This is a genomic window from Cryobacterium sp. TMT1-19 (assembly GCF_004403055.1).
GTDB lineage: Bacteria > Actinomycetota > Actinomycetes > Actinomycetales > Microbacteriaceae > Cryobacterium > Cryobacterium sandaracinum.
In genome coordinates this window covers 61,174-86,038 of sequence record NZ_SOHB01000058.1, presented here as the reverse complement: position 1 = coordinate 86,038, position 24,865 = coordinate 61,174, and the positions used below count along the sequence as shown (strand labels likewise).

22 protein-coding genes are annotated in these 24,865 nt (G+C 68.3%); 10 read left to right on the top strand and 12 right to left on the bottom strand.

The window, feature by feature from the left end; translation table 11 throughout:
• Positions 1-35 precede the first annotated feature (35 nt).
• The gene (locus tag E3T40_RS14355) at positions 36-404 is read right to left on the bottom strand and encodes a hypothetical protein (protein ID WP_104171535.1); all 369 of its coding nucleotides are present in this window, start codon (positions 402-404) and stop codon (positions 36-38) included.
• A complete protein-coding gene (gene truB / locus E3T40_RS14350) occupies positions 401-1,378 on the bottom strand; it encodes a tRNA pseudouridine(55) synthase TruB (RefSeq protein WP_104171553.1) in 978 nt (325 codons plus the stop codon). Before truB ends, E3T40_RS14355 begins: the two co-directional genes overlap by 4 nt.
• Positions 1,379-1,507: 129 nt before the next feature.
• On the opposite strand from truB, the gene E3T40_RS14345 reads away from it, so the two are divergent.
• Positions 1,508-2,512 carry a ketopantoate reductase family protein gene (locus tag E3T40_RS14345; protein ID WP_134544381.1) on the top strand — a complete coding sequence of 335 codons (1,005 nt, stop codon included), beginning with the start codon at positions 1,508-1,510 and terminating at the stop codon, positions 2,510-2,512.
• A 29-nt stretch (positions 2,513-2,541) separates the two neighbouring features.
• Here the strand turns inward: E3T40_RS14345 and E3T40_RS14340 are convergent, their stop codons facing one another.
• Complete coding sequence (locus tag E3T40_RS14340) at positions 2,542-3,198, bottom strand: hypothetical protein (RefSeq protein WP_104193743.1); 657 nt, start codon at positions 3,196-3,198, stop codon at positions 2,542-2,544.
• 31 nt (positions 3,199-3,229) lie between these two features.
• Here E3T40_RS14340 and E3T40_RS14335 point away from each other — a divergent pair, with 31 nt between their 5' ends.
• Complete coding sequence (locus E3T40_RS14335; RefSeq protein WP_134544404.1) at positions 3,230-4,138, top strand: A/G-specific adenine glycosylase; 909 nt, start codon at positions 3,230-3,232, stop codon at positions 4,136-4,138.
• Positions 4,139-4,239: 101 nt separating this feature from the next.
• On the opposite strand, the gene rbfA is transcribed toward E3T40_RS14335, so the two are convergent.
• The 4 genes from rbfA to nusA form a co-directional block, all read right to left on the bottom strand.
• A complete protein-coding gene (gene rbfA / locus E3T40_RS14330) occupies positions 4,240-4,800 on the bottom strand; it encodes a 30S ribosome-binding factor RbfA (RefSeq protein WP_134544379.1) in 561 nt (186 codons plus the stop codon).
• Between the two features lie 99 nt (positions 4,801-4,899).
• On the bottom strand, positions 4,900-7,758 hold the full coding sequence (gene infB, locus E3T40_RS14325) for a translation initiation factor IF-2 (protein ID WP_134544376.1): 2,859 nt from the start codon (positions 7,756-7,758) through the stop codon (positions 4,900-4,902).
• Positions 7,759-7,834: 76 nt separating this feature from the next.
• Positions 7,835-8,092 (bottom strand): YlxR family protein, encoded by a 258-nt coding sequence (locus E3T40_RS14320; protein ID WP_134417472.1) that lies wholly within the window; start codon positions 8,090-8,092, stop codon positions 7,835-7,837.
• A gap of 8 nt (positions 8,093-8,100) precedes the next feature.
• Positions 8,101-9,114 (bottom strand): transcription termination factor NusA, encoded by a 1,014-nt coding sequence (gene nusA / locus E3T40_RS14315; protein WP_104171529.1) that lies wholly within the window; start codon positions 9,112-9,114, stop codon positions 8,101-8,103.
• 155 nt (positions 9,115-9,269) lie between these two features.
• On the opposite strand from nusA, the gene E3T40_RS14310 reads away from it, so the two are divergent.
• The gene (locus E3T40_RS14310; RefSeq protein ID WP_134544374.1) at positions 9,270-10,091 is read left to right on the top strand and encodes a DUF1206 domain-containing protein; all 822 of its coding nucleotides are present in this window, start codon (positions 9,270-9,272) and stop codon (positions 10,089-10,091) included.
• A gap of 21 nt (positions 10,092-10,112) precedes the next feature.
• Here the strand turns inward: E3T40_RS14310 and E3T40_RS14305 are convergent, their stop codons facing one another.
• Together E3T40_RS14305 and ispG are read right to left on the bottom strand one after the other, a co-directional pair.
• Positions 10,113-11,864 (bottom strand): proline--tRNA ligase, encoded by a 1,752-nt coding sequence (locus E3T40_RS14305; RefSeq protein ID WP_134544401.1) that lies wholly within the window; start codon positions 11,862-11,864, stop codon positions 10,113-10,115.
• 632 nt (positions 11,865-12,496) lie between these two features.
• Entirely contained in the window at positions 12,497-13,657 is a 1,161-nt protein-coding gene (gene ispG, locus E3T40_RS14300; protein WP_174720143.1) for a flavodoxin-dependent (E)-4-hydroxy-3-methylbut-2-enyl-diphosphate synthase, read from the bottom strand.
• Positions 13,658-13,798: 141 nt separating this feature from the next.
• Here ispG and E3T40_RS14295 point away from each other — a divergent pair, with 141 nt between their 5' ends.
• Complete coding sequence (locus tag E3T40_RS14295) at positions 13,799-14,998, top strand: acetyl-CoA C-acetyltransferase (RefSeq protein WP_104170314.1); 1,200 nt, start codon at positions 13,799-13,801, stop codon at positions 14,996-14,998.
• Positions 14,999-15,147: 149 nt separating this feature from the next.
• Here the strand turns inward: E3T40_RS14295 and E3T40_RS14290 are convergent, their stop codons facing one another.
• Positions 15,148-16,527 (bottom strand): RIP metalloprotease, encoded by a 1,380-nt coding sequence (locus tag E3T40_RS14290; protein WP_166786648.1) that lies wholly within the window; start codon positions 16,525-16,527, stop codon positions 15,148-15,150.
• 96 nt (positions 16,528-16,623) lie between these two features.
• Between E3T40_RS14290 and E3T40_RS14285 the strand changes: the two genes are divergently transcribed.
• Genes E3T40_RS14285 through E3T40_RS14275 form a run of 3 tightly spaced genes read left to right on the top strand, consistent with a single transcriptional unit; the run spans position 16,624 to position 19,365 of the window.
• Entirely contained in the window at positions 16,624-17,982 is a 1,359-nt protein-coding gene (locus E3T40_RS14285) for a protein kinase (RefSeq protein ID WP_370287936.1), read from the top strand.
• Positions 17,979-18,410, top strand: coding sequence for a hypothetical protein (locus E3T40_RS14280; protein ID WP_104100271.1), 432 nt, complete (start codon positions 17,979-17,981; stop codon positions 18,408-18,410). Before E3T40_RS14285 ends, E3T40_RS14280 begins: the two co-directional genes overlap by 4 nt.
• Before the next feature lie 25 nt (positions 18,411-18,435).
• Positions 18,436-19,365, top strand: a complete 930-nt coding sequence (locus tag E3T40_RS14275; protein ID WP_134544369.1) for an NAD-dependent epimerase — start codon at positions 18,436-18,438, stop codon at positions 19,363-19,365.
• Positions 19,366-19,383: 18 nt separating this feature from the next.
• Here the strand turns inward: E3T40_RS14275 and dxr are convergent, their stop codons facing one another.
• Complete coding sequence (gene dxr, locus E3T40_RS14270) at positions 19,384-20,466, bottom strand: 1-deoxy-D-xylulose-5-phosphate reductoisomerase (protein WP_134544366.1); 1,083 nt, start codon at positions 20,464-20,466, stop codon at positions 19,384-19,386.
• A gap of 65 nt (positions 20,467-20,531) precedes the next feature.
• Between dxr and E3T40_RS14265 the strand changes: the two genes are divergently transcribed.
• Both E3T40_RS14265 and E3T40_RS14260 read left to right on the top strand, forming a co-directional pair.
• Entirely contained in the window at positions 20,532-21,326 is a 795-nt protein-coding gene (locus E3T40_RS14265) for a 1-acyl-sn-glycerol-3-phosphate acyltransferase (protein WP_104193689.1), read from the top strand.
• A 76-nt stretch (positions 21,327-21,402) separates the two neighbouring features.
• Positions 21,403-22,740 carry an aminotransferase class III-fold pyridoxal phosphate-dependent enzyme gene (locus E3T40_RS14260; RefSeq protein WP_134544363.1) on the top strand — a complete coding sequence of 446 codons (1,338 nt, stop codon included), beginning with the start codon at positions 21,403-21,405 and terminating at the stop codon, positions 22,738-22,740.
• 111 nt (positions 22,741-22,851) lie between these two features.
• Here the strand turns inward: E3T40_RS14260 and E3T40_RS14255 are convergent, their stop codons facing one another.
• Positions 22,852-23,337: an OsmC family protein gene (locus E3T40_RS14255; protein WP_134544398.1), complete on the bottom strand. Its 486-nt coding sequence runs from the start codon at positions 23,335-23,337 to the stop codon at positions 22,852-22,854.
• Between the two features lie 136 nt (positions 23,338-23,473).
• Between E3T40_RS14255 and gabT the strand changes: the two genes are divergently transcribed.
• Positions 23,474-24,856 (top strand): 4-aminobutyrate--2-oxoglutarate transaminase, encoded by a 1,383-nt coding sequence (gene gabT, locus E3T40_RS14250; protein ID WP_104193690.1) that lies wholly within the window; start codon positions 23,474-23,476, stop codon positions 24,854-24,856.
• The last annotated feature ends 9 nt before the right edge of the window (positions 24,857-24,865 follow it).

Genomic DNA, 24,865 nt, shown 5'->3' with positions numbered 1-24,865 from the left:
GATTTCACGGGCGCCGGACTTCTCGGCCCTGAATCTCACAGGCCCTGGACGGTCCAGATCTGCCACATGCGGTAGACCATCACGGCGACGCCCAGCCCGGCGACGCCCAAGATGACCGTGCTCCAGCGGCTACGTTCGATCAGCGCCCAGGCTGCGGCGGCCACGGGCACAAGAATTGCGCTGATCAGGTAGGTGTAGAACTCGAGCAGGCTGCCGGTCGCGGTGTTGCCCGTGAGCGGGGCGACGATCGCGACGACGAGTTGCACGATCAGCAGCAGCTCCACGAGCGCGGTGGCACCCATGGTGAGGTCGCTGGGTTTGCGCCCGGCCAGGCCGAGAGCGATGCAGAGCAGGCCGGCGAGGGTGGCCATGGCCAACTGGAGCCACATGAACCACTCGATCATGCGGTGGCCTTCGGGGCTGCCGCGGTTTGCGGGGCATCGGCGACCTGATCGGGCGGGAAGTTGAGCAGGGATTTGGCGTGGTCGCCGCGGTACTCGACCAGGCCGACCAGCCGGCCGTCCGGCGCGACCGCGGCCACCGGGCCGACCGGCACCGCCGTGCCGGCTTCGGCGTCGATGCCGACTGCGCCGTCCACCGCGATGCGCTTGCCGTGTCCGAGGTCGATGGCCTGCTGCTCTGTCAGGTCGAGGCGTCCCAGGATGCGCGTGGCGGCATCCGTCGGGCCGATCAGTCCGGCAGCGACGTCGAGCTCGGCGAGCGGCTGGGCCATGTCGATGCCGAACGGGCCGATCCGGGTTCGGCGCAAGCTGGTGAGGTGGCCGCCGACATCGAGGGCGGCGCCGAGGTCGCGGGCCAGCGCCCGGATGTACGTGCCGGAGGAGCACTCCACCCGCACCTCGAGGTCGAGGAAGCCGTCGGCCGGGGTCAGGGAGAGCATCTCGAACGCGCTCACGGTGACGGGGCGGGCCGGCAAGTCCACTTCCTCGCCGGCGCGCACCCGGGCGTAGGCGCGCTTGCCGTCGATCTTGATGGCGCTGACGGAGCTGGGCTGCTGCGCGATGGCGCCGGTGAGGGCGCCGATTCCGGCCGCGACAGCTTCCGGCGTGACGGCGGCCACGGCGTCGACGGATGCCCGCGCCAGCTCTTCACCCTCGGCGTCGTCGGTCGTCGTCGACGCACCCAGTCGAATTGTCGCCAGGTATTCCTTGTCGAGGCCGACGACGTACGTCAGCAGGCGGGTGGAACTGTTGATGCCGAGGATCAGCAGGCCGGTGGCCATCGGGTCCAGCGTGCCGGCATGGCCGACCTTGCGGGTGCCGGCCAGGCGGCGGGTGCGGGCGACGGCGTCGTGGCTGGTCCAGCCTTGGGGCTTGTCGACCAGGAGGAGTCCGCTGACGGTGGCGCCGACCTTCATCGACCGCTGCCCGGGCGTCCGTTCGACTGTCGGTTCGCTGGCTGGCCCGCCGGATGCTTCGTTCATTCTTGACATGGTATCCGGCCCCGGCCCGGCGCTGACCCATCGGGCGCGACCTAGGCTGGGGGGATGAATATTGCGGTGATCGGAGCCGGTGCCCTCGGCGGCACGTTCGCGACCCTGCTCGCCCGGGCCGGTCATACGGTGACCGTGACGGCGCGCGGACCGGCGCTGGCGGCCATCCGGGCCGAGGGGATTTCACTGACCGGGGCCTTCGGAACCGTACGCCAGCATCCGCTCGTGCTCGAACGTCTGGCCCGGACCCCGCAGCTGACGCTCGTCTGCACCAAGGCCCAGAATGCGGCTGCGGCCATCGGCGAGAACGCCCGGGTGCTCGATGGCTCCCCCGTGATCGTCGTGCAGAACGGCCTCGACGGGGTGATCACCGCGGGCTCTCTGCTGCCCCGCTCGGACTGCTTCGGCGCCCTGTCGATCATCGCGGCGAATTACGCGGCACCCGGCCAGGTGACGATCACAACCGCCGCGCCCACCTATCTGGGCCGGGGAACCGGCGCCGCGGATGCCGCCACGCTCGTCTGGCGAGACGTGCTCGCCGGCGCCGTGCCCACCGTCGCCCTCGACAACTTCGTCGGCGCCCAGTGGACCAAACTCGTCGTCAACATGCTCAACGCACTACCCGCGATCACCGGGATGAGCGTTCAGAATGTCATCGACCACGCCGGGCTGCGCCGCGTGATGACCGAGAGCATGCGCGAGACCGTGGGGGTGGGGATGAAGCGCGGGGTGCGTTTCGGCAGCCTGCAGGGGCTCGGCGACCGGCCGTTGAGAGCCTTCTCGCGGCTGCCGCCGGCCCTCGGCCAGGTGCTGCCGCTGAGGCTGAAGGCCCGCATGGGCGACGTGCCGAACCTGGGTTCGACGCAGCAGAGCCTGAAGCGCGGGCAGCTCACCGAGGTCGACTTTCTCAACGGCGCGGTGGTGCGGGAAGCCGCCCTGGCCGGCGTGCGGGCGCCCGTGAACGAGCTGCTGACCACTCTCGTGCACGAGGTCGAGGCACGCGGGGTGCCGCTGGCCCCGTACGACGTGCTCGAGCGGTTCGCGGCGCTCCGCCACTGACCGTCGCGACCCGTGACCCGAGACCCCGATCAGCAGCTGTCGAGGAACACACGGCGCGGGTCGGCCGGGTTGCTCACGTCGACGATGGCCGTGGCCCGGCTGCGCGGACGCACCTCGCCGCGATACAGCCGGTCGGCGACCTCGTGTTCGGTGACCGTGCCGGTATCCTCGGCACCGCCTGGTCCGAAGCGCACCGCGTCCGCCTCCGTCTCCACCAGAACGCTGTACGACCACAGGTCGCGCAACTCCTTGCGGTTCAGGTACTCGCCGTCGAGAATCAGCGTGGCGTCGGACGGCCCGGTCAGCCAGGTGGGCTGGATCCAGGCATCCCGGTCGGCATCGAACGCCCGGGTGACGAAACCGGTGCTGCCACCCAGCCGGAACGGGTCGAGCAACACGCGCCGCAGCAGCGAGAAGTCGTACAGGTGGCGCAGCAGCCGCTCGGGAGATTCCGGGCCGAAGCGCTCCTGCTCCGCGCGCGACCGCCGGAAATCGCGCAGGGAGGCTGAGAACACCGGATGCTCCCGCTCATCGAACACGGCGGCCAGGTCGTCGGCGAAAGCGGCGCGCTCCGCGGCATCCGTGCCGTCGATGGCGACGACCGTGCGACCGAGACCGTAGACGCCAAGGATTTCGGTCACGAGTTCCCGCAGGAACTCGATCCGGGGAGTGGAGGCAAGCTTCATCTTTCGAGCCTAGATTAGAACGGTGAATGCCATGCTCACGCTCACGCTTGCTCCTGCAGCCGGCTCCCCTGCCCTCAGCCTCGCCATCAACGCCTGGTTCCGGGGCAATGCTCGCGACCTGCCCTGGCGCCGGCACGGCTTCGGCGCCTGGGGCGTGCTGGTGAGCGAGTTCATGCTGCAGCAGACCCCGGTGAACCGGGTGATTCCCCGGCTCGCGGAGTGGCTCGAGCGCTGGCCGACCCCGGGTGACCTCGCGGCGGTCCCGCCCGGCGAGGCGGTGCGGGCCTGGGCAAACCTGGGCTACCCTCGCCGCGCTCTGTGGCTCCACGCGGCCGCGGTGGAGATCACCGAGCGGCACGATGGGGTGGTCCCCGCCGACGTCGAGGCATTGCTGGCCCTCAGCGGGATCGGCGACTACACGGCCAGGGCGGTCGCCGCGTTCGCCTACGGCCTGCGGCATCCGGTCGTCGACACCAACACCCGGCGCGTCATCGCGCGCGCCGTGGCCGGCCAGGCCGAACCGGCCCCACCCAGCCGCACCCGCGACCTTGACGCCATGAGCGCGCTGCTCCCACTCCCCGTGAGCGACGCCGCCGTATTCAACGCCGGCATGATGGAGCTGGGCGCCGTGGTCTGCACCGCCAGGATCCCCCGGTGCGATGACTGCCCCATCCGCGCCGCCTGCGCCTGGCGCCTGGCGGACTACCCGCCCTATTCCGGCCCGCGCAAAGCCGTGCAGAAGAAGTTCGAGGGCAGCGACCGAAAGGTGCGCGGCTTGATCATGGCCGAGCTTCGCGCCACCCGGCACCCGGTGACGGATGCCGAGATCACCGACCTGTGGGCCGACTCACCCCAGCGTGACCGGGCTTTGGCGGGCTTGCTGTCCGACGGCCTCGCCATTGCCACCGCGCCCGGCGAGTACACCCTGCCGCAGGAATAAGCCCCTTCGGGCGCGAAAAAAGCCGAACCGGCCCGCACACCGCTGACGGATGATGCGGGCCGGCACGGCCGACCGGTCACTGACTGGCAGGTGTTGCTTCCTTACTTCTGCAAATGCGACCCGGCGGGAACTTCGGCGGAAACTTCGGCGTGTTGGCCGCCCCCGGGCTGCGCCTCGTCGTCTTCCTCGTCGTCGCCTTCGTCTTCGCCTTCGTCTTCGCCGTCGTCTTCGTCTTCGGCGTATTCGCGCGGCTTGACGTAGGGGTCCTCGTCGCCGGCATACTTCGCCGTGCGAGCCTGCTCCTCAACCTGCGTGTCGCGCTCGCGCGCCTCACGCAGCAGGTCGTCGATCAGGGCCGCATTCTCCGGGATGGCGTCCGCGATGAATTCGAGCGACGGCGTCAGCCGGGCGGTGATGTTCTTACCGACCTCGCTCCTCAGCATGCCGGTGGCCGCCTTGAGCGCTGTCGCGCTGTCGGCTCGTTCCTCCGCCGAACCGTAGACCGTGTAGAACACCGAGGCGTGCTGCAGGTCACCGGTCACCTTCACGTCGGTGATGGTCACGAAACCGAGCCTCGGATCGCGGAGTCCGCGTTCGATGCGCTTGGCCACGATGACCTTGATGCGGTCGGCCATTTTCCTGGCGCGTGCCGGATCTGCCATGGTCTAACTCCTATTGTCGAAAAATTACCAAAGGTGCGGGCCCCGCCGCGTCCGAGTTCAGGAACCCCGGCGAAACCCACACCCATCATCCGTACGTCCTTAGACCCGCGGCTTTTCCTTCATTTCGATCGTCTCGATTTCGTCACCGATCTGGATGTCGTTGAACTTGCCCAGGCCGATACCACACTCGAAGTCCGTACGGACCTCGGTGACATCGTCCTTGAACCGGCGCAGTGACTCGATGCCCAGGTTGTCTCCCACGACGACACCGTTGCGGATTACCCGCGCCTTGGCGTTTCTCGTGATGACGCCCGACCGTACGATGACGCCGGCGACGTTTCCGAACTTGGAGGAGCTGAACACCTCGCGGATCTCGGCAACACCACTCTGCACCTCTTCGAACTCGGGCTTGAGCATTCCCTTGAGGGAGTTCTCGATGTCCTCGAGTGCGTTGTAGATGACCGAGTAAAAGCGCACATCCACGCCTTCACGGGCTGCGCGTTCGCGTGCCTTCGTGTCGGGGCGCACGTTGAAGCCGATGATGATGGCGTTGTCGACGGTGGCGAGGTTGACGTCGCTTTCCGTGACCGCACCGACTCCGCGGTGGATGATGCGCAGCTGAACCGAATCGTCGACCTCGATCTTGAGCAGCGACTCTTCCAGGGCTTCAACAGCACCGGAAACGTCACCCTTGATGATGAGGTTGAGTGATTCGACCTTGCCCTCTTCGAGTGCACGGGTGAAGTCTTCGAGGCTGATCCGCTTGCGGGCCTTGGCCAGCAGGGCGTTGCGCTCGGCGGCTTCGCGCTTCTCGGCGATCTGACGAGCCGTGCGGTCTTCCTGAATCACCAGGAAGGTGTCGCCTGCACGCGGCACGCTGGAGAGGCCCTGAACCTGGACGGCACGGGACGGGGTTGCGGCGAGCACGGGCACGCCGTTCTCGTCTGCCATCGCACGAACGCGGCCGTAGGCCGTGCCCGCCACGATGGAGTCCCCGACGTTCAGAGTTCCCGACTGGATGAGCACGGTCGCCACGGCGCCACGACCCTTGTCGAGGCGAGCCTCGATGGCCACGCCGCGAGCGTCCTTGTCCGGGTTGGCCCGCATGTCGAGACCGGCGTCAGCGGTGAGGAGCACGGCGTTCAGGACTTCCTGGATCCCGGTGCCCTGCTTCGCCGACACGTCGACGAACATGACGTCTCCACCGTATTCTTCGGCGACGAGACCGAACTCGGTGAGCTGCTGGCGCACCTTCTGCGGGTTGGCGCCGGGCTTGTCGATCTTGTTGACTGCAACCACGATCGGCACGTTGGCGGCCTGGGCGTGGTTGAGCGCCTCAATCGTCTGCGGCATGATGCCGTCGTCCGCCGCGACCACGAGGATCGCAATGTCCGTCACCTGGGCACCACGGGCACGCATGGCGGTGAACGCCTCATGGCCCGGTGTGTCGATGAAGGTGATGGCGCGTTCAATGCTTTCGTGTTCGGTGATGACCTGGTAGGCACCGATGTGCTGCGTGATTCCGCCGGCTTCGCCCGCGGCCACCTTCGCGTTGCGAATGGCGTCCAGGAGCGCGGTCTTGCCGTGGTCGACGTGACCCATGACGGTGACGACGGGGGGACGGGCGACAAGCTCGTCATCCGTCTCGTCTTCCAGCTCCTGGTCGATGTCGATGTCGAAGGCGAGCAGCAGCTCGCGGTCTTCGTCGTCCGGAGAGACCATCTGGATCTTGTAACCGAGCTCGGAGCCGAGAACGTCGAACGTGGCCTCGTCGAGCGACTCGGTTGCCGTGGCCATCTCACCGAGGTGGAACAGGACCGTGACCAGGTTTCCGGGGCTCGCGTCGATCTTGTCGGCGAAGTCCGTGATGGACGCACCGCGGCGCAGACGCACCACGGTTCCGCCATCGCCGCGGGGTACGCTCACGCCACCCAGCGACGGAGCCTCGCGCAGCTCAAACTCTGCTCTCTTCGTCCGCTTGGACTTGCGGGCCTTGTTCTTGCCGCCACCGCGACCGAACGCGCCAGCGGTTCCGCCGCCGGGGCCGCGACCGCGACCTCCGGCGCCGCCACCACCGGCAGGACGGGGCGGGCCGAAGCCGGGGGCTCCGGCCGGGGCGCCACCAGGACGCTGGAAGCCGGGGCGTGCGCCGCCGGCACCACCCGGAGCGCCACCGGGACGCTGGAACGCACCCGGACGCTGACCGAAACCAGTCGGGCGCGGGGCCTGCCCGGGTCCACCCGGACGAGGTGCACCGGGGCGCGGGGCCGCGGGGCGCGGAATGTTACTGGGCGAAGACGTGGACGGCGGGCGCTGGCCCATGCCCTGCGCGCTCGCAAACGGGTTGTTGCCGGGACGCGGACTCGGGGTCTTGCCCATGCCCTGGTTGCTGGCGAACGGATTGTTGCCCGGACGAGCCGCCGGCGGCTTCGGCACGGACGCACCGGGTTTGGCTGCGCCCGAAGCGCCACCCGCGGTCTTGGCGACCGGGGCATCCGTCGCGGTCACGGTCTCGGTGACGATCGCGGCAGCCGCAGCCTTCGCGGCAGCCGCAGCCTTCTCGGTAGCCTGAGCCTGACGCTCGGCGACTGTGAGCGGGGCGGTCGGCATCGGCGGGGCGTCCGCGGCGGGAGCAACCGCTGCGGGGACCTCGACGACGGGACGTACACCCGGCTTGACGGCCAACTTGGCCGGGGACGGACGTGCGCCGCCCGGCTTCGCGGGGGTTGTCGCGGCGACGGGGGTGGCGCCGGCTGGGGCTGTAGCAGTGGCGGCGGGAGCCGCGGTGCTGGAGCCATCGGCCGCCAGGGCGGCGCGCAGACGGCGCGCTACCGGGGGTTCAACGCTACTGGACGGGCCCTTGACGAACTCGCCCATCTCTTTCAATTTAGCAAGGGCAACCTTGCTGTCGACGCCGAGCTCGCTAGCGATCTCGTGTACGCGTGGTTTCGCAGCCACAATTCTCCTGTTCCGGGTCTGCACCCGGAAAGGGGCAGACCGTTAGTAACGGACGGGTCTCATTTCGAGCCGCTCATTAGTTATCCATAAGCCTGTTCAGCCTGTTCTCTAGTTGATTCGCGTCCATTGAACTGGTCACGCGAAGGGCACGCCCGAAAGCGTGTCGCCGCAGTGCGTCCTGGAAGCACGCGGTAGTGGGATGCAGCCACGCACCTCGCCCAGGCAGAGTGGCGGTTTCATCCACCACGAGTTCCGATTCTCGGGCTACAACCCTCAGAAGTGAGGATCGCGGAGCGCGCAAACGGCATCCAATGCACGTTCTAACGGGATCCATCGTACCCCCTATTCCGTGTCCTCCAGAATGCTGTCCGGCTGAATGTCGATTTTCGCACCCGTGAGCTTGGCCGCGAGGCGCGCATTCTGACCTTCCTTGCCGATCGCCAGCGACAGCTGGTAGTCGGGAACGAGGGCTCGAACGGCCTTGATCGATTCGTCGATCACGTAGGAACTGGTGACCTTGGCCGGCGACAGTGCGCTGGCGACGAAGGTGGCCAGGTCTGGCGAGTAGTCGACGATGTCGATCTTCTCGTTGTTGAGCTCCACGGTGACGGCGCGCACGCGCTGGCCGAGTTCGCCGATGCAGGCGCCCTTGGCATTGACGCCGGGCTCCGTGGCGCGAACGGCCATTTTGGTGCGGTGACCGGCCTCACGGGCAAGCGAGACGATTTCGACGACGCCGCTGGCGATCTCCGGCACCTCGAGGGCGAAGAGGCGACGCACCAGCGAAGGGTGCGTGCGGGACACCGTGATCTGCGGGCCTTTGAGGCCCTTGCCGACGGCAGTGACATAGACGCGAATGCGCTGTCCGTGCACGTAGCTCTCGCTCGGCACCTGCTCTTCAGGCGGCAGGATCGCCTCGATCGTGCCCAAGTCGACGTGGATCATGCGCGGGTTCGGACCCTGCTGGATGATCCCGGCGACGATCTCACCCTCGCGGCCCTTGAATTCACCGAGCACAGCGTCATCGGCCAGGTCGCGCAGACGCTGGTTGATGACCTGCTTGGCCGCGAAGGCCGCGATGCGACCGAAGTCGGTGGGGTTGCCGACGGCTTCGCCGACGACGTTGCCCTCTTCGTCGTGTTCGGGCACAAAAATGTCGACGTGGCCGGTCTTGCGGTCGAGGACGACGCGCGCTTCCGGCTCTTCCTCGACGACCTGCTTCGTGGAGACTTCACCCTGGTGGGTGTGCTTCACGTAGGCCGTCAGAATTGCTTGCTCAATGATCCGCACGAGTTCCTCGAAGGGAATCTCTTTCTCGCGCTCCAACTGCCGCAACACGCTGAGGTCGATGTCCATGGCCGGCCTCCTCTATTCAGATCTTGCCGCCGCGAAACTGCGCAGCGGGCTCGTCCTAGATTAGCCGAATCCCCGGACGCCCGTCACCCGACCCAGGCCCGTCCCGCGCCGAAACTGCCTTCCCCTCGGCCCGAGCGCGGCGCTACGCTGGGCGGATGGCCGCCGATTCCGTATCCGACAACGCTCACCACGCTGCACGCACCGTCGAGGGCAGCCGCACCTTCCAACTTCTGGCCCGCGCCGGTTATGCGGTGAACGGCCTGCTTCACGTCATGATCGGCGCCATCGCAATCAGCGTGGCAACGGGCGCCGGTGGCGAGTCGGCAGACCAGTCTGGCGCGCTCGGGCAGCTGGCCCAAACCCCCGGCGGCGTGTTCGTGCTCTGGACGGTGGTTCTCGGCCTGGCCTCGCTCGGCCTCTGGTATCTGGTACAGGTGTTCCTTGAACCCGCCCAAGATCCGAAACGCAAGTGGGCCCACCGCGCCGTCCTGATCGGCAAGGGTGTCGTCTTCCTGTTCATCGCGTGGACGGCGTTCACGTTCGCCCGCGGAGCCTCGGCAAGCTCGTCGGAAACAGCCAGCGACTCGACCGCGAGACTGCTGTCGATTCCCGGGGGCATCGTGCTGCTCTTCGTCGCCGGCCTGGCCGTGGTCGTGATCGGCGGCGTCTTCATTCACCGCGGCGCCAGCCATGGCTTCACCGACAGCATCACGGTGCCCGGCGGCCCGGCCGGCACGGTGGTCGTCATCCTCGGAACCATGGGCTACATAGCGGAGGGCATCGCGCTGGCCGCCGTGGGCATCCTCTTCACCGTGGCGGCTTTCACGCTCGACCCGGAGAAGGCCACCGGCATGGACGGTGCGCTGAAGTCACTCGTGGCGCTGCCGTTCGGGGTGGCGATCCTGGTGCTGGTCGGCGCCGGGGTGATCGCTTATGGCGTGTACTGCTTCGCCCAGGCGCGGCTCGCCCGCCTCTGAACCTTCAGCCGGGCCGGGCGCTCAGGCGAAGCTGGCGGCCAGTTCGGCAATGGCCACCTGGGTGCGCTCACCGGTGCGACGGTCCCAGAGTTCCACGATGCCGTCGGCGGCGCCACGGCCCACGATGACGATGACGGGGATGCCGATCAGTTCCGCGTCGCCGAACTTGACGCCCGGCGACACCTTGCGGCGGTCGTCGTAGAGCACGTCGCGCTGGGTGCCCTCCAGCATGGCGACAACGGTTTCGGCAGTCTCGAAGACCACATCGTCCCGGCCGGTGGCGATCACGTGCACGTCGAACGGCGCGACCGTCTCGGGCCAGATCAGGCCCTTCGGGTCGTTGTTGAGTTCGGCGATGGTGGCGAGGATGCGGGTGACGCCGATGCCGTAGGAACCCATCGTGACCGTGACGAGCTTGCCGTTCTCGTCGAGAACCTTCAGGCCGAGCGCCTCAGCGTACTTTCGGCCGAGTTGGAAAACGTGGCCGATCTCCATGCCGCGGGCCAGCTCCACCGGGCCGGAGCCGTCGGGCGCGGGATCGCCGACGCGAACCTCGGCGGCCTCGATGGTGCCGCCCAGCGCGAAATCCCGGCCGGCGACGAGACCGAAGACGTGGCGGCCGGGCTCGTTCGCGCCCGTGATCCACTCGGTGCCCTCCACCACGCGCGGGTCAACCAGAAAACGGATGCCGGTGGTCGACTTCTCACCGAACACCGCTCCGTTCGCGCTCCAGGGTCCGATGTAGCCCTTGACCAGCCCGGGGAACTTGGCAAAGTCCGTTTCGTTCGCGGCCTCGACCTCGGCGGGGGTGACGGCCACCTCGACGCGCTTGAGGTCCACCTCGCGGTCGCCGGGGAGGCCGATCACGAGGAGTTCACGGGTGCCGTCGGGTTGGATGAGCGCGAGGACGACGTTCTTGAGGGTGTCCGCGGCGGTCCAGGCGCGGCCGTCGGGACGCGGATGATCGCTGTTGGCCCGGTCCACCAGGGTCTGGATGGTGGGGGTGCCCGGGGTGTCGAAGACCTCGGCGGCGGGCAAGCCAGCCCAGTCGATCGATGGCGGGACGACCGTGCGGAACGCCTCGATGTTGGCCGCGTAGCCGCCGGCCGAGCGTACGAAGGTGTCTTCGCCGACCGGGGTCGGGTGCAGGAACTCTTCGCTCTTGGAGCCGCCCATTGCGCCGGCATCCGCCTGAACGATGACGTACTCGAGGCCGAGCCGGGTGAAGATGCGCTCGTAGGCGTCGCGCTGAGCCTGGTAGCTCGTGTCGAGGCCGGCATCCGTGTAGTCGAAGGAGTAGGCATCCTTCATCGTGAATTCGCGGCCGCGCAGCAGCCCGCCGCGGGACCGGGCCTCGTCGCGGTACTTGTCCTGGATCTGGAAGATCGACAGGGGCAGGTCCTTGTAGGAACTGTAGAGGTCCTTCACGAGGAGTGTGAAGACCTCTTCGTGGGTGGGGGCGAGGAGCAAGTCGCTGCCCTTGCGGTCCGTGAGCCGGAAGAGGCCGTCGCCGTATTCGTCCCAGCGGCCCGTGATCTCGTAGGGTTCCCGCGGCAGCAGGGCCGGGAAGTGCACCTCGAAGGCGCCGGCCGCGGCCATCTCCTCGCGCACGATCGTCTCGATCTTGGCCTTGACGCGCAGACCGATCGGCAGCCACGCGAAGATTCCGGGGGCCTGGCGGCGGATGTAACCGGCGCGCACCAGCAGGCGGTGGCTGGTGACCTCGGCGTCCGAGGGGTCTTCGCGGAGGGTACGGAGGAAGTAGTTGGACATACGAATAGGCACTCACCCACTTTACGGCGCGCGGACAGACGTCGCGGCGCACCCGGTGGACGCCGGCACCTGTTCCGCGGTCCGCCAAATTCCACAACCTGCGCCGCGAACCGTCTTGACCGAGGTGCCGCTAGCGGCGGTCGCGCCAGCGGCGGTCGCGCTCGCCGAGACCTGGCGACCCGACGTGCAGACGCTCCCGCCCCGGGCATCCGTTGCGGCCGGTCGCTAACCTCGGAGATTTTCGCAACACGCCGCACAATACGGCGCCAAAACCGGTGTGTCTCAAAAATCTCCGCGTTTACGTGACAACGGATGCCCATGACGAGTGTGCGCGGCTGGCCCAGCGACGCACCGCGACGCCGAATGACCGCACGTTCCGGCCGACGAGTCCTTCCCATCAGAGCCCCGGCAGCTTCCCTCTCCCGAACGAATTCGACGGAGGTTCTGCCGGAATCGGCCCTAGAGCCCGCGAAAAGTCCCCATTACGTGAAAATCTCCGTCGAATTGGTTCAACGCTGGAACGGTGCTCCACCTGTGATGAACGTCATGCACGCGGCGACTGAGATCTGATCTTCCGGACGCGACGCGACGCGACCCAGCGAATGGGACTCGCTGGACTCGTTGGATCTCGACTAGTTGGAGCCGACCGTCACGACGGGGGCGCCGAGGGAGTCTTCGCTCGGCGGCATCTCGGCGGCCATCCGGTTGGCCTCCTCGATCAGGGTCGCGACAATCTCCGACTCCGGCACGGTCTTGATGACCTCGCCGCGCACGAAGATCTGGCCCTTGCCGTTACCCGACGCCACGCCGAGGTCGGCGTCGCGGGCCTCGCCCGGTCCGTTAACCACACAACCCATCACGGCAACCCGGAGCGGCACGGTCATGCCCTCGAGGCCGTCGGTGACGTCGTTGGCGAGCTTGTACACGTCGACCTGGGCGCGACCGCAACTCGGGCAGGACACGATCTCGAGCTTGCGCTCGCGCAGGTTCAGCGACTGCAGGATCTGCAGGCCCACCTTGATCTCCTCGGCCGGGGGCGCGCTCAGCGACACCCGGATGGTGTCACCGATGCCTTCGCCGAGCAGGATACCGAACGCCGTGGCGCTCTTGATGGTGCCCTGGAACGACGGTCCGGCCTCGGTGACGCCGAGGTGCAGGGGCCAATCGCCGCGTTCGGCGAGCAGCCGGTAGGCCTTGACCATGATCACCGGGTCGTTGTGCTTGACGGAGATCTTGAAGTCGTGGAAGTCGTGTTCCTCGAACAGACTGGCTTCCCAGACGGCGCTCTCGACGAGCGCCTCCGGGGTGGCCTTGCCGTACTTCTGCAGCAGGCTCGGCTCGAGCGAGCCGGCGTTGACGCCGATGCGGAGCGAGACGCCGGCTGCTTTGGCCGCGGCGGCGATCTTGCCGACCTGGTCGTCGAACTTGCGGATGTTTCCCGGGTTGACGCGCACGGCGGCACAGCCGGCGTCGATCGCGGCGAACACGTAGCTCGGCTGGAAGTGGATGTCGGCGATGACCGGGATCTGGCTCTTCATCGCGATGATCGGCAGCACCTCGGCGTCGTCGCGGCTGGGCACGGCGACGCGCACGATGTCGCAGCCGGATGCCGTCAGCTCGGCAATCTGCTGCAGGGTCGCGTTGATGTTCGTGGTCGGCGTCGTCGTCATCGACTGCACGCTCACGCGCGCGTCACCGCCGACGAGTACCTTGCCGACCTTGATCTGACGCGTCTTGCGACGCGGAGCGAGTACTTCAGGTACTTTGGGCATTCCCAGGTTGATTGCAGCCACGGCGACAGCTTACGCGGCGAGACCGGGCGAAATCTGAACGGATGCCGGATGACTCCCGACGGTCGGGGCCACCGCCGGAACGCATCGCCACACCTACCCGATCGGCCCTCGGCCCGATCGGTCTTCTGAAGGAGATCCGCTATGAACCACAGTGCCGTGAACAGCAGCGACGTCGTCATCCTCGCGGGCTCGCGCACACCGCAGGGTCGGGTGAACGGGCAGCTCTCAGGCCTCACCGCCGTGCAGCTGGGAACCGCTGCCATCACCGGGGCGCTCGCCCGCGCCGGCGTGACACCCGACCAGGTGCAGTTCGTGCTGATGGGCCAGGTCCTGCAGGCCGGCTCCGGCCAGAACCCGGCCCGGCAGAGCGCGATCGGCGCCGGCATCCCGTGGAACGTTCCGGCGATGACTCTGAACAAGGTGTGCCTCTCGGGGTTGGCCGCCGTGATCGACGCGGCCCGGATCATCCGTCTCGGTGAAGCGGATGTCGTCGTGGCCGGCGGCCAGGAATCGATGTCGAACGCCCCGCACCTGCTGCCCGGCTCGCGCACGGGCTGGGCCTACGGCAGCGTCACCATGCTTGACCACGCCGCCAGCGACGGGCTGACGGATGCTTTCGACGGCCTCTCTATGGGCCTTTCCACCGAGCATGTCAACGGGCGGCTCGGCCTGCTTCGGGCGGACCAGGATGCCATCGCGGCCGCCTCGCACCAGCGCGCCGCCGCCGCCGTCGAGAACGGCGTCTTCGACGACGAGATCACCCCGATCAGCGTTCCGCAGCGGAAGGGCGAGCCGCTCCTGGTCGCCACGGACGAGGGTGTGCGCGGCGACAGCACCACGCAGACGCTGGGCCGGCTGCGCCCGGCCTTCACCGAGGACGGCACCGTCACGGCCGGCAACTCGTCGCCGCTGAGCGACGGTGCCAGCGCCCTCGTGCTGTGCAGCCGCCGATTCGCCGACGACAATGAGCTCAGCTGGCTGGCGGTGGTGGAGTCCTCCGGCCAGGTCGCCGGACCCGACAACTCGCTGCACTCACAGCCGGCGAACGCGATCCACCGCGCGTTGGAGCGCCAGGGCTGGGCGGCCGACGAGCTCGACCTGGTCGAGATCAATGAGGCCTTCGCCGCGGTGTCGCTCGAATCGACCCGGGAGCTCGGCCTCTCCCCCGAGCAGGTCAACATCCACGGCGGCGCGATCGCCCTCGGGCATCCGATCGGGGCCTCGGGCGGCCGCCTCGCGCTGCACGCGGCGCTTGAGCTGGCCCGGCGCGGCACCGGTAAGGCCGCCGTCGCCCTCTGCGGCGGCGGCGGCCAGGGTGAGGCGCTGCTGCTCTCGCGCTAACGCCCGTACCGGACGCCGCTCGCAGACGCCGAGAGTCGCCGTTTTTGCCCAGTTGACCTGGCGGAACGGCGACTCTCGGCATTTTCGGCGAATCTCGGCGAATCTCGCCGGGCAGAGCCGCGGGGAGCTGCGCCGGGACGCGCCGCGGGTCAGCCGAAGATGTTGATCGGTTTGACGATGTCCGCGTAGATCAGCAGCAGGCTCATGGCGCCGAGCACCACCACGACGGCGAAGGTGAGCGGCATCAGTTTCGCCGTGTCGACGGGGCCCGGGTCGGGGCGTCTGAACAGCTTGGCGATCTGACGCCGCAACCCTTCCCAGAGCGCGCCGGCGACGTGTCCGCCGTCGAGCGGCATCAGCGGCACCAAGTTGAACACGAACAGGGCCACGTTGAGCGAGGCCAGGAGCCCCAGCATGCTCGCGATCTTGCTGTTCACCGGGATGGCGTCGATGCTGGCGATCTCGCCGGCGACGCGGCCGACCCCGACCACACTGATCGGGCCGTTGGCGTCGCGCTCCCCCGGTCCGAAGGCCGCGTTGGCGATATCGATCATGCGCTGCGGCAGGTTCGCGATCATGTGCACGACCGCGCCGATGTTCTCGCCCACCGCGGGCAGCACGGCGGTCGCCGGCTGCGGCACGAGCTCGCCAGCCGGGCCGATTCCGACGAAGCCGACCTCCTGGGTCCTCGGCTCGCCGGCGGCATCCTCTTCGATCTCGCCGTCGGCATCGCTCACGTAGCGTTCGGTGAGTTTCGGGGTGATGGTCAGGGTCTGCTGGGTGCCGTTGCGTTCGACGACGGTGGCAAGCGGGATGCCCGGCGACTCGCGAATGATCTCGGTGGACTGGTCCCAGCTGTCGATCGGGGTGCCGTTCATGCTGACCAGGCGGTCGCCCGGCTGCAGGCCGGCCGCGGCGCCGGGCGCCTTCTCGTCGGTCGGTTCGCAGGTCTGCCGGGTGCTCGTGGCCGGCAGCACGCACTCGGACACGCTGCCGACGCTGGTGCTGGCCTGGGCCGTTCCGAAGCCCATCAGGAGCACGGCGAAGAGCACGACCGCGATGAGGAGATTCATCGTGGGCCCGCCGAGCATGATGATGACACGCTTGAAGACGGGCAGGCGGTAGAACGCGCGGTGCTCCTCGCCCTCACCGATGGTGTCGGCGCTGGACTGGCGGGCGTCGTCGACCATGGTGGCCATGGCGCTGGGCTTCTTCTCCGGTTCGCCCTCCTGCACCAGCTGGTTGAAGAAGCCAGTGCTGGATGCCTGCACTCTGCCGCCCTTTTTGGCGGGCGGGAACATTCCGATCATGGCGATGTAGCCGCCGAGCGGGATGGCCTTCACGCCGTACTCGGTCTCGCCCTTGCGACGGGACCATAGGGTGGGCCCGAAACCGATCATGTACTGGGTGACCTTGACGCCGAAGAGCTTGGCGGGAAGCAGGTGCCCGATCTCGTGCAGGCCGATGGACAGGGCAAGGCCGACCACGACGATCAGAACGCCCAGAATATACAGCAGCACGGTTTCCACAGTCGTAGATTACCCACTCCACCCTGCGAGGGCGCTGGCTGTTCCCCCTGCAAGGTGTGGTTTGCTTGACTTTACGGATCCACGAGGAGGTTCCCTCTGTCCAAGCCACACGCCGTCGGTCCCATCGGCATCAGCCTGGCCGACCGTTTTCGTATCGACGCTCTGCTCGGAACGGGCGGGATGGCATCCGTTTACCGGGCCACCGACCTCTTTCTGGGTCGTACGGTCGCCGTGAAGCTGTTCCGTCTCGACACGGCCGACGACGCCGGGCCCGAGCGCCAGAGCGGCGAGGTCACGGTGCTCGCGAGCCTCAACCACTTCGCCCTGGTCACCCTGTTCGACGCCGGCACGGCCGTGATCGACGGAGTCTCGCGCACTTACATCGTGATGGAGCTCGTGGACGGCACGGACCTGCGCAGCAAGATCGCCGACGGGGCCCTGCACCCCGACGAGGTGGCAGCCATGGGCGCCGACCTCGCGGAGGCGCTGCACTACGTGCACGCGCAGGGCATCATCCACCGCGACATCAAGCCCGCGAACGTGCTGCTCGCACCGTCGGGCTTCCCCGGCCGCGCCATGCATGCCAAACTCGCCGACTTCGGCATTGCCCGTCTCTTCGACGCGACCCGCCTCACGGCGACCGGGTCTCTGCTCGGCACGGCCGGTTACCTCAGCCCCGAACAGGCACTCGGCAGCACCATCGGCCCGCCCAGCGACGTCTACTCGCTCGGACTCGTGCTGCTCGAATGCCTCACCGGCGAGCGCGCCTTCACCGGAACGGCGATCGAATCGGCAATGGCCAGGCTGCAGCGGCAGCCGCACATCCCGGCCCATCTCGGCCAGCGCTGGGCCGCTGTTCTGGGCGGCATGACCATGCGCGAGCCGGCCGACCGACTCAGCGCGGGTGACGCAGCCGTGCAGCTGCGACGCCTGGTCAGCGGGGAGAACGTCGCCGATGTCACCGCAGTCACCGTTGCAATGGGGGCTCCGGGGGCCACCGAGCTTCTGGAACCCACCGCCGATCTGGGCACCAACGAGCTGTTGGAGCCCACTGCCGTCCTGGGCGCCACCGAAACCCTCGAGCCCACCGCGGTTCTTAGGGCCGCGACCCTCGAGCCGACTGCGGTTCTGGCCGTCACGAAGGTCATCGCTGCCCCGAAACCCGGCGCAGATGCCCCCACCGAGTTTCTGCCGCCGGCCGGCGCTCCGGCCCGCTCACCGGGCAGCGCGGCGGAACGGTCCCCGGGTAGCGCCCGTGGCACCACCATCGCTCCCGCGTGGCGCCGGCCCCGAGTGCTCGCCTCGCTCGGAGTCCTGGCCGCGCTCATTGTTCTCGCCGTGGTGGTCTTCACCCCGCGGGTGGCTGAACCGGCCACGCCCGCCGCTACCTACCCGGCCGTCGACGGCTCCCTCGGCACCAATCTGAAGCGACTCCAGGAAAGCGTGACGCCATGATGCCTCGGGCCCGCCTAACACTCGCGCTGGCCGCGGTCACGCTCGTCGCGTCCACCCTGACCGGGTGCGGGAGCACGCCTCCCGACCTGCAGCAGAGCACCGCCACCGAGTTGCAGGCCGGTGTGCGGAACGTCACAGCGGCCGCCGCGGCCGGCGACTTCGAGGCCGCCCAGGCCTCGCTCGAGGCCGTCCAGGCCGACCTGCTGACCGCGGCCGCGGCGGACGGGGTGAGCGCCGCCCGTGCTGCCGACATCCAGTCAGCCCTCAACCTGGTGTCCGCGGACCTGACCGCCGCGATCGAGGCGAGCAAGCCGGAGCCGACCGTGGCCCCGGTTCCAGCCCCGAGCCCGACGTCCGTTGACAACGGCAACGACAAGGACGACGGTAAATGCAAGAAGAACGACGACGGCTGCGACGACGAGGACTAGCGTCGGCCTCACCTCAGGAGGATACATGCCCCAGCAACTGATCGTCGGCGCCGGCATGGTCGGGCGACCGCTCGCCGAGCGTCTGATGATTCGAGGAGACCAGGTGACCGTCGGAACACGCTCCGGCGCGGCGGCACCCGGGGTAGAGTCTGTCGTGCTGAACGCGAGCGACGCCCAGACCTTCACCCGGGCGGCAACCGGCATGTCGACGATCTTTCTGTGCATCAACCCGCGGTACACCGACTGGCCCACCCAGTGGCCGCCGGTCATCGACGCGGCGCTGACGGCGGCATCCGTCACCGGCGCCCGCCTGGTGATGATGGGCAATCTCTACCCGTACGGGTCTCCGACCGGGCCGATGACCGAGCATTCGCCGGAAACGACCACCGAGACGAAGGGGCTCGTGCGCAAGGAGCTCTGGCACCGGGCGAGGGACGCGCACGACCGCGGCGAGATTCGGGCCGTCGAGGTGCGGGCGAGCGATTATTTCGGGCCGGGCGTCGTCGGCACTGCGCATCTCGACGACCGGTTCTTCAGAGCCATCCTGGAATCGAAGACCGCCCGGGTCGTGGGCCGGCCCGGGCGCGTGCACAGCTGGAGCTACCTGCCCGACATCGTGACAACTCTCGTGGCCGCCGCCGACTACCGGGGCGACTGGGGCCGGCTCTGGCATGTGCCGAGCACGGCCATCACCCGTGACGACATCGCCGCCCAGCTCAACCGCCGCTACGGCACGCACGGCACGGTGGCGGGCTACCCGCAGTGGCTGCTCAAATCGCTCGGCGCGCTGAACCCGATGATGCACGAGATCTGGGCCTCGAGCTATCAGCTCAGGGTGCCGTACATCATCGATTCCGCCGAAACCGAGCGCGAGCTCGGCGTCGGCAAGACCCCGTGGCCGGATGCCCTCGCCGCCACCGCGGACAGTTACCGCAGCTCAGGCGACACGGCCTGAGCCGCATGGCCGGCTTTCTCAGCGGGCGAGGAGCTTGTCCGCCGCGGCGCGGGCCCACGCCTCGGCGCCGGCGAGCGACTCGCGTGTGAGCGGGCCGTCCTGCTCGTGCCGTTCGACGACACGCTGGATGGTGTCGACGATGTCCAGAAACCCGATGGTGCCGGCGTGGAAAGCCGCCACGGCCTGCTCGTTCGCCGCGTTGAACACCGCGGGGTAGGTGCCGCCCGCGCGCCCGACCTGCTTGGCCAGGTCGACGGCCGGGAAAGCCGTCGTGTCGAGGGGCTCGAAGGTCCAGTTCTGCGGAATGGTCCAGTCGATCGGGGTGCCGACCGCCGCGACGCGGTTCGGCCAGTCCAGCCCGAGCGAGATCGGCAGACGCATATCCGGCGGGGACGCCTGGGCGATCGTCGATCCGTCGATGAATTCCACCATGGAGTGCACGACGGACTGCGGGTGCACGACCACATCGATGCGCTCGTATTCCACGTCGAAGAGCAGATGCGCTTCGATCACCTCGAGGCCCTTGTTGACGAGGGTGGACGAGTTGGTCGTGACGACGAGCCCCATCTCCCAGGTAGGGTGCGCGAGCGCCTCGGCCGGCGTGACGTCGGTGAGCTGCCCGCGTCGTCGGCCACGGAACGGGCCCCCGGATGCCGTCAGCACCAGGCGTCGCACCTCGCCGGCCGTTCCCGAGCGGAGCGCCTGCGCGATGGCGGAGTGCTCGGAGTCGACGGGCACGATCTGTCCCGGCGCCGCCAGCGACTTCACCAGGTCGCCGCCGACGATGAGCGATTCCTTGTTGGCCAGGGCCAGCGTGCGACCGGCTCGCAGGGCGGCGAGAGTCGGCCCGAGGCCCACCGAGCCCGTGATGCCGTTGAGCACCACGTCGGCCTCGACGTCGCGCACGAGCTCTTCGGCCTCGTCCGCGCCGAGCGCCGTGTGCTCGACCTCGAACTCGGCGGCCTGCGCCTCGAGCATCGTCCTGTTGTTGCCGGCGGAGAGCCCGACCACCTCGAACCGGGTGGGGTTGGCCTTGATCACATCGAGGGCCTGGGTTCCGATCGAGCCGGTCGACCCGAGAATTACAACTCGTCTGCGCATCCTGCAATTTTAGGTGGCGCCGCCGCCTTTCGTGGCGGGGCGGGCCGTGGCGGTAGGGTCCAAGGATGACCGGTTCCAAAGAAGATTCCCAGGATGCAACTCCCGTCGACCTGTCGGCGGAGGAATCGGAGCGCACGAAGCGCCCCGGATTCGTCTACTTTCTCGGTTACGGCATCATGGCGCCGATCGCCCGGCTGGTCTTCCGCCCCACCATCACCGGCCGGGATAACATCCCGCGCAGCGGCCGCGTCATCCTGGCCAGCAACCACCTGTCGTTCATCGACAGCATCGTGATTCCGCTGGTCGCACCTCGGCGCGTGCAGTTCCTGGCCAAGTCCACCTACTTCACCGGCACCGGGTTCACGGGTTTCGTCTCGCGCACCTTCTTCACCTCGATCGGAGCGGTCGGGGTCGAACGCGGCGCGGGGCAGGCCGCCCAGGACGCTCTCGACGCGGGCCGCAACATCCTCGAATCCGACAGCGCGTTCGCGATCTACCCGGAGGGAACCCGTTCCCTCGACGGCCGCCTGTACAAGGGCCGCACGGGCGTGGCATGGCTCGCCCTCACCACGGGGGCTGTCGTGGTTCCGGTCGGGCTGATCGGCACACAGGAGATCCAGCCGGTGGGAGCGAAATTCCCGCGCATCCGCAAGGTCACGGTCACCTTCGGCGAGCCCCTCGACCTGAGCCGCCACGGTTCCGCCGAGTCCGGCAAGGCACGGCGCGGCGCGACCGACGAGATCATGGCCGCGATCCACGCCCTGTCCCGTCAGGAATTGGCCGGCCGGTACAACGAGTCGCCGCCCTCGGGCACCCTGCAAAAGATCGCCGACCGGGTCTTCCCGCGCGAACGCGTCTAGCCGTTTTCGGGCCGGCCGAGCCGAGCATCCGCCGCCCGGAAACACCGCGGAAACGGGCGCGACCTAAGCTGGGGTCATGTCTGACACGTATTCGGTACCCCAGGAGCGCAAGCTCGTCACCGCCCTTCCCGGCCCCAAGTCGGTCGAATTGCAGGAACGCCGCCTGCGCGCGGTTTCCCGCGGTGCGGGCACGCTGGCGAACATTTATATGGATCACGGAGCGGGAGCGATCCTCGTCGACGTCGACGGCAACCAGATCATCGACCTCGGCTGCGGCATCGGCGTGACCACCATCGGTCACGCGAACGACGAGGTGGCCGCGGCCGCCGCGGCGCAGGCCGCCAAGCTCACCCACACCCTGTTCACCGTCACCCCGTACGAGAACTACGTGGCCGTCGCGGAGAAGCTCGCCGAGATCACCCCCGGCGACTTCGAGAAGCGCTCCATCCTGGTGAACACCGGCGCGGAAGCCGTCGAGAACGCCGTGAAGATCGCCCGCAAGTTCACCGGCCGGCGCGCCATCGTTGCCCTCGACCACGCGTTCCACGGTCGCACCAACCTGACCATGGCGATGACTTACCGCCCCTGGCCCGAGCGTGCCGGAATGGGACCGTTCCCCGGCGAGATCTACAGCGTGCCGACCAGCTACCCCTACCGTGACGGCCTGACCGGCGAAGAAGCCGCCGAGAAGACCATCGACTACATCAACACCCACATCGGCGCCACCGAGATCGCGGCCTTCTTCATCGAGCCGATCCAGGGCGACGGCGGCATCGTCATCCCCGCCCCCGGATTCTTCAAGCGCCTGAGCGAATTCTGCACCGAGCACGGCATCGTCTTCGTCTCCGACGAGATCCAGGCCGGCATCGCCCGCACCGGCGCCTGGTACGGCATCGAGCACCACAACGTGGTGCCGGACCTCGTCACCACCGCCAAGGGCATCGCCGGCGGATTCCCGCTCGCCGCCGTCACCGGCCGCGCCGACATCATGGACTCTGTGCAGCCCGGCGGCATCGGCGGAACCTTCGGCGGCAATCCGGTCTCGACCGCGGCCGCCCTCGCCGTCTTCGACCTGATCGAGCGGGACGACCTCCTCGGCGAGGCGCGGCGCGTCGAGAAGGCCCTCTGGGCGCGCATCGGCGACTGGCCGAAGCGGTTCTCGGTCGTGGGCGACGTGCGCGGCAAGGGTGCGATGTTCGGGGTGGAGCTCGTTCACCCGGGCACGACCACACCGTACCCCGAGGCTCTCACCGCGATCATCAAGCACGCGACCACCAACGGCGTCATCGTGCTGGATGCCGGCAGCTGGGACTCGGTGCTGCGCATCATGCCGTCGGTCGTCATCTCCGAGGCGCTGATCGACGATGCCGCCTCCGTGATCGAGGAAACCCTCGCCGCCTTGTCCGGCCTGTAGCACCGATAGAACCCCGGGTAGGTGGCGGCGAGCGTGCGGCGGAAGCCGTCTGATCGCCGCCGCCGCAGGGAGCACGGCCACCGACCGCACGTTGCGGTGACCGGGTCGGCGTCACACCTCAGTGTCGGCGAGCGCCACCGTCTGCGGCTGGTGAACGACGGGGAAGTTCACGGATGCGCCGATGAAACAGAGGCTGGCGGCCTCCGCGTGCAGGGACTGCGCGAGTTCGACCTGGCCGGGGTCGGCAACCGTGACGCGCGGTCGCAGGGTCACCTCGGTGAAGTGGCCGCCACCATCCGTCGTCTGGGCCATCGACCCGGTCGCGTCGTCGGTGTAGTCGACGACCTGCACGCCGTGCTTCACGGCGACGTGCAGGTAGCTCATCAGGTGGCATTCGCTGAGGGCGGCCAGCAGCAGTTCCTCCGGGTTCCAACGGTCGGCGTCCCCGTGGAAGGTCGGATCGGCCGATGCGCTGATCGGCTCCTTGCCGGGCGCGGTGATCAGGTGATCCCGGCCGTAGTCCCGGTAGCTGCTCGTGCCGGTGCCTCGGTTGCCTGTCCAGGCGATGTTCACGGCGTAGTGGTGGTGTGCACCGATCACGGCGCCTCCTTCGATTTGCGCGGCTCTGCGGGCCGATTCGCGGCCGACAACGGGCCGTAATGCGGCCAGGGAACCGATTGTCGCAGCAATTCGCCGCGCCTCCCGTCGCATCGATCGGTAAACTGGTCAGATCATGACTGACACGCTGACGCCTTCGACCTCCCCGTCCACCCCCGCCGCACCGGTTTACACCGTGCCGCAGGAACGCAAGATCGTGACCGCGATCCCGGGTCCGCGCTCGAAAGAACTCCAGCAGCGCAGGCTCGCCGTCGTCTCCGGCGGCGTCGCATCCGCTTTGCCCGTCTACATCGCCAAGGCGAACGGCGCCATCCTCGTCGACGTCGACGGCAACCAGTTCATCGACCTGGGCGCCGGCATCGGCGTGACCACGATCGGCCACACCGAGACCAGCGTGGTCGCGGCCGCCGTCGAACAGACCCAGGACTTCATCCACACCCTCTTCACCATCACGCCCTACGAGGAGTATGTGCGCGTCTGCGAGCTTCTCGCCGAGCACACCCCCGGCTCCTGGCCGAAGAAGTCGGTGCTGATCAACTCGGGCGCCGAGGCCGTCGAGAACGGTGTCAAGATCGCCCGCAAGCACACCGGCCGCCGCGCCGTCGCCGTGCTCGACCACGCCTACCACGGTCGCACGGTGCTGACCATGGCCATGAACTACAAGGCCATGCCCTACGCCACCGGCTACGGCCCCCTCGCCAGCGATGTCTACCACGCCCCCAGCTCCTACCCGTATCACGACGGTCTGAGCGGCGCGGATGCCGCGGCGCGCACGATCGCGTACCTCGAGAAGGTCGTCGGACCCACCGACCTGGCTTGCCTGGTCGTCGAGCCCATCCAGGGTGAGGGTGGCTTCATGGTTCCGGCCGAGGGCTACTTCAACGCCCTGCAGACCTGGTGCACCGCGAACGGCGTCGTCATGATCGCAGACGAGATCCAGAGCGGCATGGCCCGCACCGGCAAGTACTACGCCAGCGAGCACTTCGGCTGGACCCCCGACCTCGTGCTCACCGCCAAGGGCATCGCCGGCGGCATGCCGCTGGCCGCCGTCACCGGCCGCGCCGAGATCATGGATTCCTCGCAGCCCGGCGGCCTCGGCGGAACCTTCGGCGGTAACCCGGTCTCCTGCGCCGCGGCCATCGCGGTCTTCGAGTCGATTGAGCGAGGCGATCTGCTCGCCGAGGGTGTGCGTATCGAGAACACCCTGCGCGCCGGCCTCGGTTCTCTCAAGGAGAAGTACGACATCATCGGCGAGATCCGCGGTCGCGGCGCCATGATCGCCATCGAACTCGTGCAGCCGGGCACCGGTGACACGGAGAAGGCGCCGAACGCCGCCGCCGTGTCCTCCATCGCCGCCTACGCCGCCCAGCACGGCGTGTTGCTGCTCACCGCCGGAACCTACGGCAACGTGCTGCGCTTCCTCCCGAGCCTGGCCGTGAGTGATGCCCTCCTGAACGATGCCCTCTCGGTCATCGACGACGCCATCGCCGCGCTTTAGGCGCGAAGC

What these genes read in the sequence shown, in the direction of transcription:
- rbfA (WP_134544379.1), bottom strand. Translation starts at nt 4,800, where the DNA reads ATGGCAGATCCGGCACGCGCCAGGAAAATGGCCGACCGCATCAAGGTC.
- gabT (WP_104193690.1), top strand. Translation starts at nt 23,474, where the DNA reads ATGACTGACACGCTGACGCCTTCGACCTCCCCGTCCACCCCCGCCGCA.
- E3T40_RS14345 (WP_134544381.1), top strand. Translation starts at nt 1,508, where the DNA reads ATGAATATTGCGGTGATCGGAGCCGGTGCCCTCGGCGGCACGTTCGCG.
- E3T40_RS14340 (WP_104193743.1), bottom strand. Translation starts at nt 3,198, where the DNA reads ATGAAGCTTGCCTCCACTCCCCGGATCGAGTTCCTGCGGGAACTCGTG.
- E3T40_RS14305 (WP_134544401.1), bottom strand. Translation starts at nt 11,864, where the DNA reads ATGTCCAACTACTTCCTCCGTACCCTCCGCGAAGACCCCTCGGACGCC.
- E3T40_RS14355 (WP_104171535.1), bottom strand. Translation starts at nt 404, where the DNA reads ATGATCGAGTGGTTCATGTGGCTCCAGTTGGCCATGGCCACCCTCGCC.
- E3T40_RS14260 (WP_134544363.1), top strand. Translation starts at nt 21,403, where the DNA reads ATGTCTGACACGTATTCGGTACCCCAGGAGCGCAAGCTCGTCACCGCC.
- E3T40_RS14295 (WP_104170314.1), top strand. Translation starts at nt 13,799, where the DNA reads ATGAACCACAGTGCCGTGAACAGCAGCGACGTCGTCATCCTCGCGGGC.
- dxr (WP_134544366.1), bottom strand. Translation starts at nt 20,466, where the DNA reads ATGCGCAGACGAGTTGTAATTCTCGGGTCGACCGGCTCGATCGGAACC.
- E3T40_RS14265 (WP_104193689.1), top strand. Translation starts at nt 20,532, where the DNA reads ATGACCGGTTCCAAAGAAGATTCCCAGGATGCAACTCCCGTCGACCTG.
- truB (WP_104171553.1), bottom strand. Translation starts at nt 1,378, where the DNA reads ATGAAGGTCGGCGCCACCGTCAGCGGACTCCTCCTGGTCGACAAGCCC.
- E3T40_RS14310 (WP_134544374.1), top strand. Translation starts at nt 9,270, where the DNA reads ATGGCCGCCGATTCCGTATCCGACAACGCTCACCACGCTGCACGCACC.
- E3T40_RS14320 (WP_134417472.1), bottom strand. Translation starts at nt 8,092, where the DNA reads ATGGATCCCGTTAGAACGTGCATTGGATGCCGTTTGCGCGCTCCGCGA.
- nusA (WP_104171529.1), bottom strand. Translation starts at nt 9,114, where the DNA reads ATGGACATCGACCTCAGCGTGTTGCGGCAGTTGGAGCGCGAGAAAGAG.
- E3T40_RS14275 (WP_134544369.1), top strand. Translation starts at nt 18,436, where the DNA reads ATGCCCCAGCAACTGATCGTCGGCGCCGGCATGGTCGGGCGACCGCTC.
- E3T40_RS14280 (WP_104100271.1), top strand. Translation starts at nt 17,979, where the DNA reads ATGATGCCTCGGGCCCGCCTAACACTCGCGCTGGCCGCGGTCACGCTC.
- E3T40_RS14335 (WP_134544404.1), top strand. Translation starts at nt 3,230, where the DNA reads ATGCTCACGCTCACGCTTGCTCCTGCAGCCGGCTCCCCTGCCCTCAGC.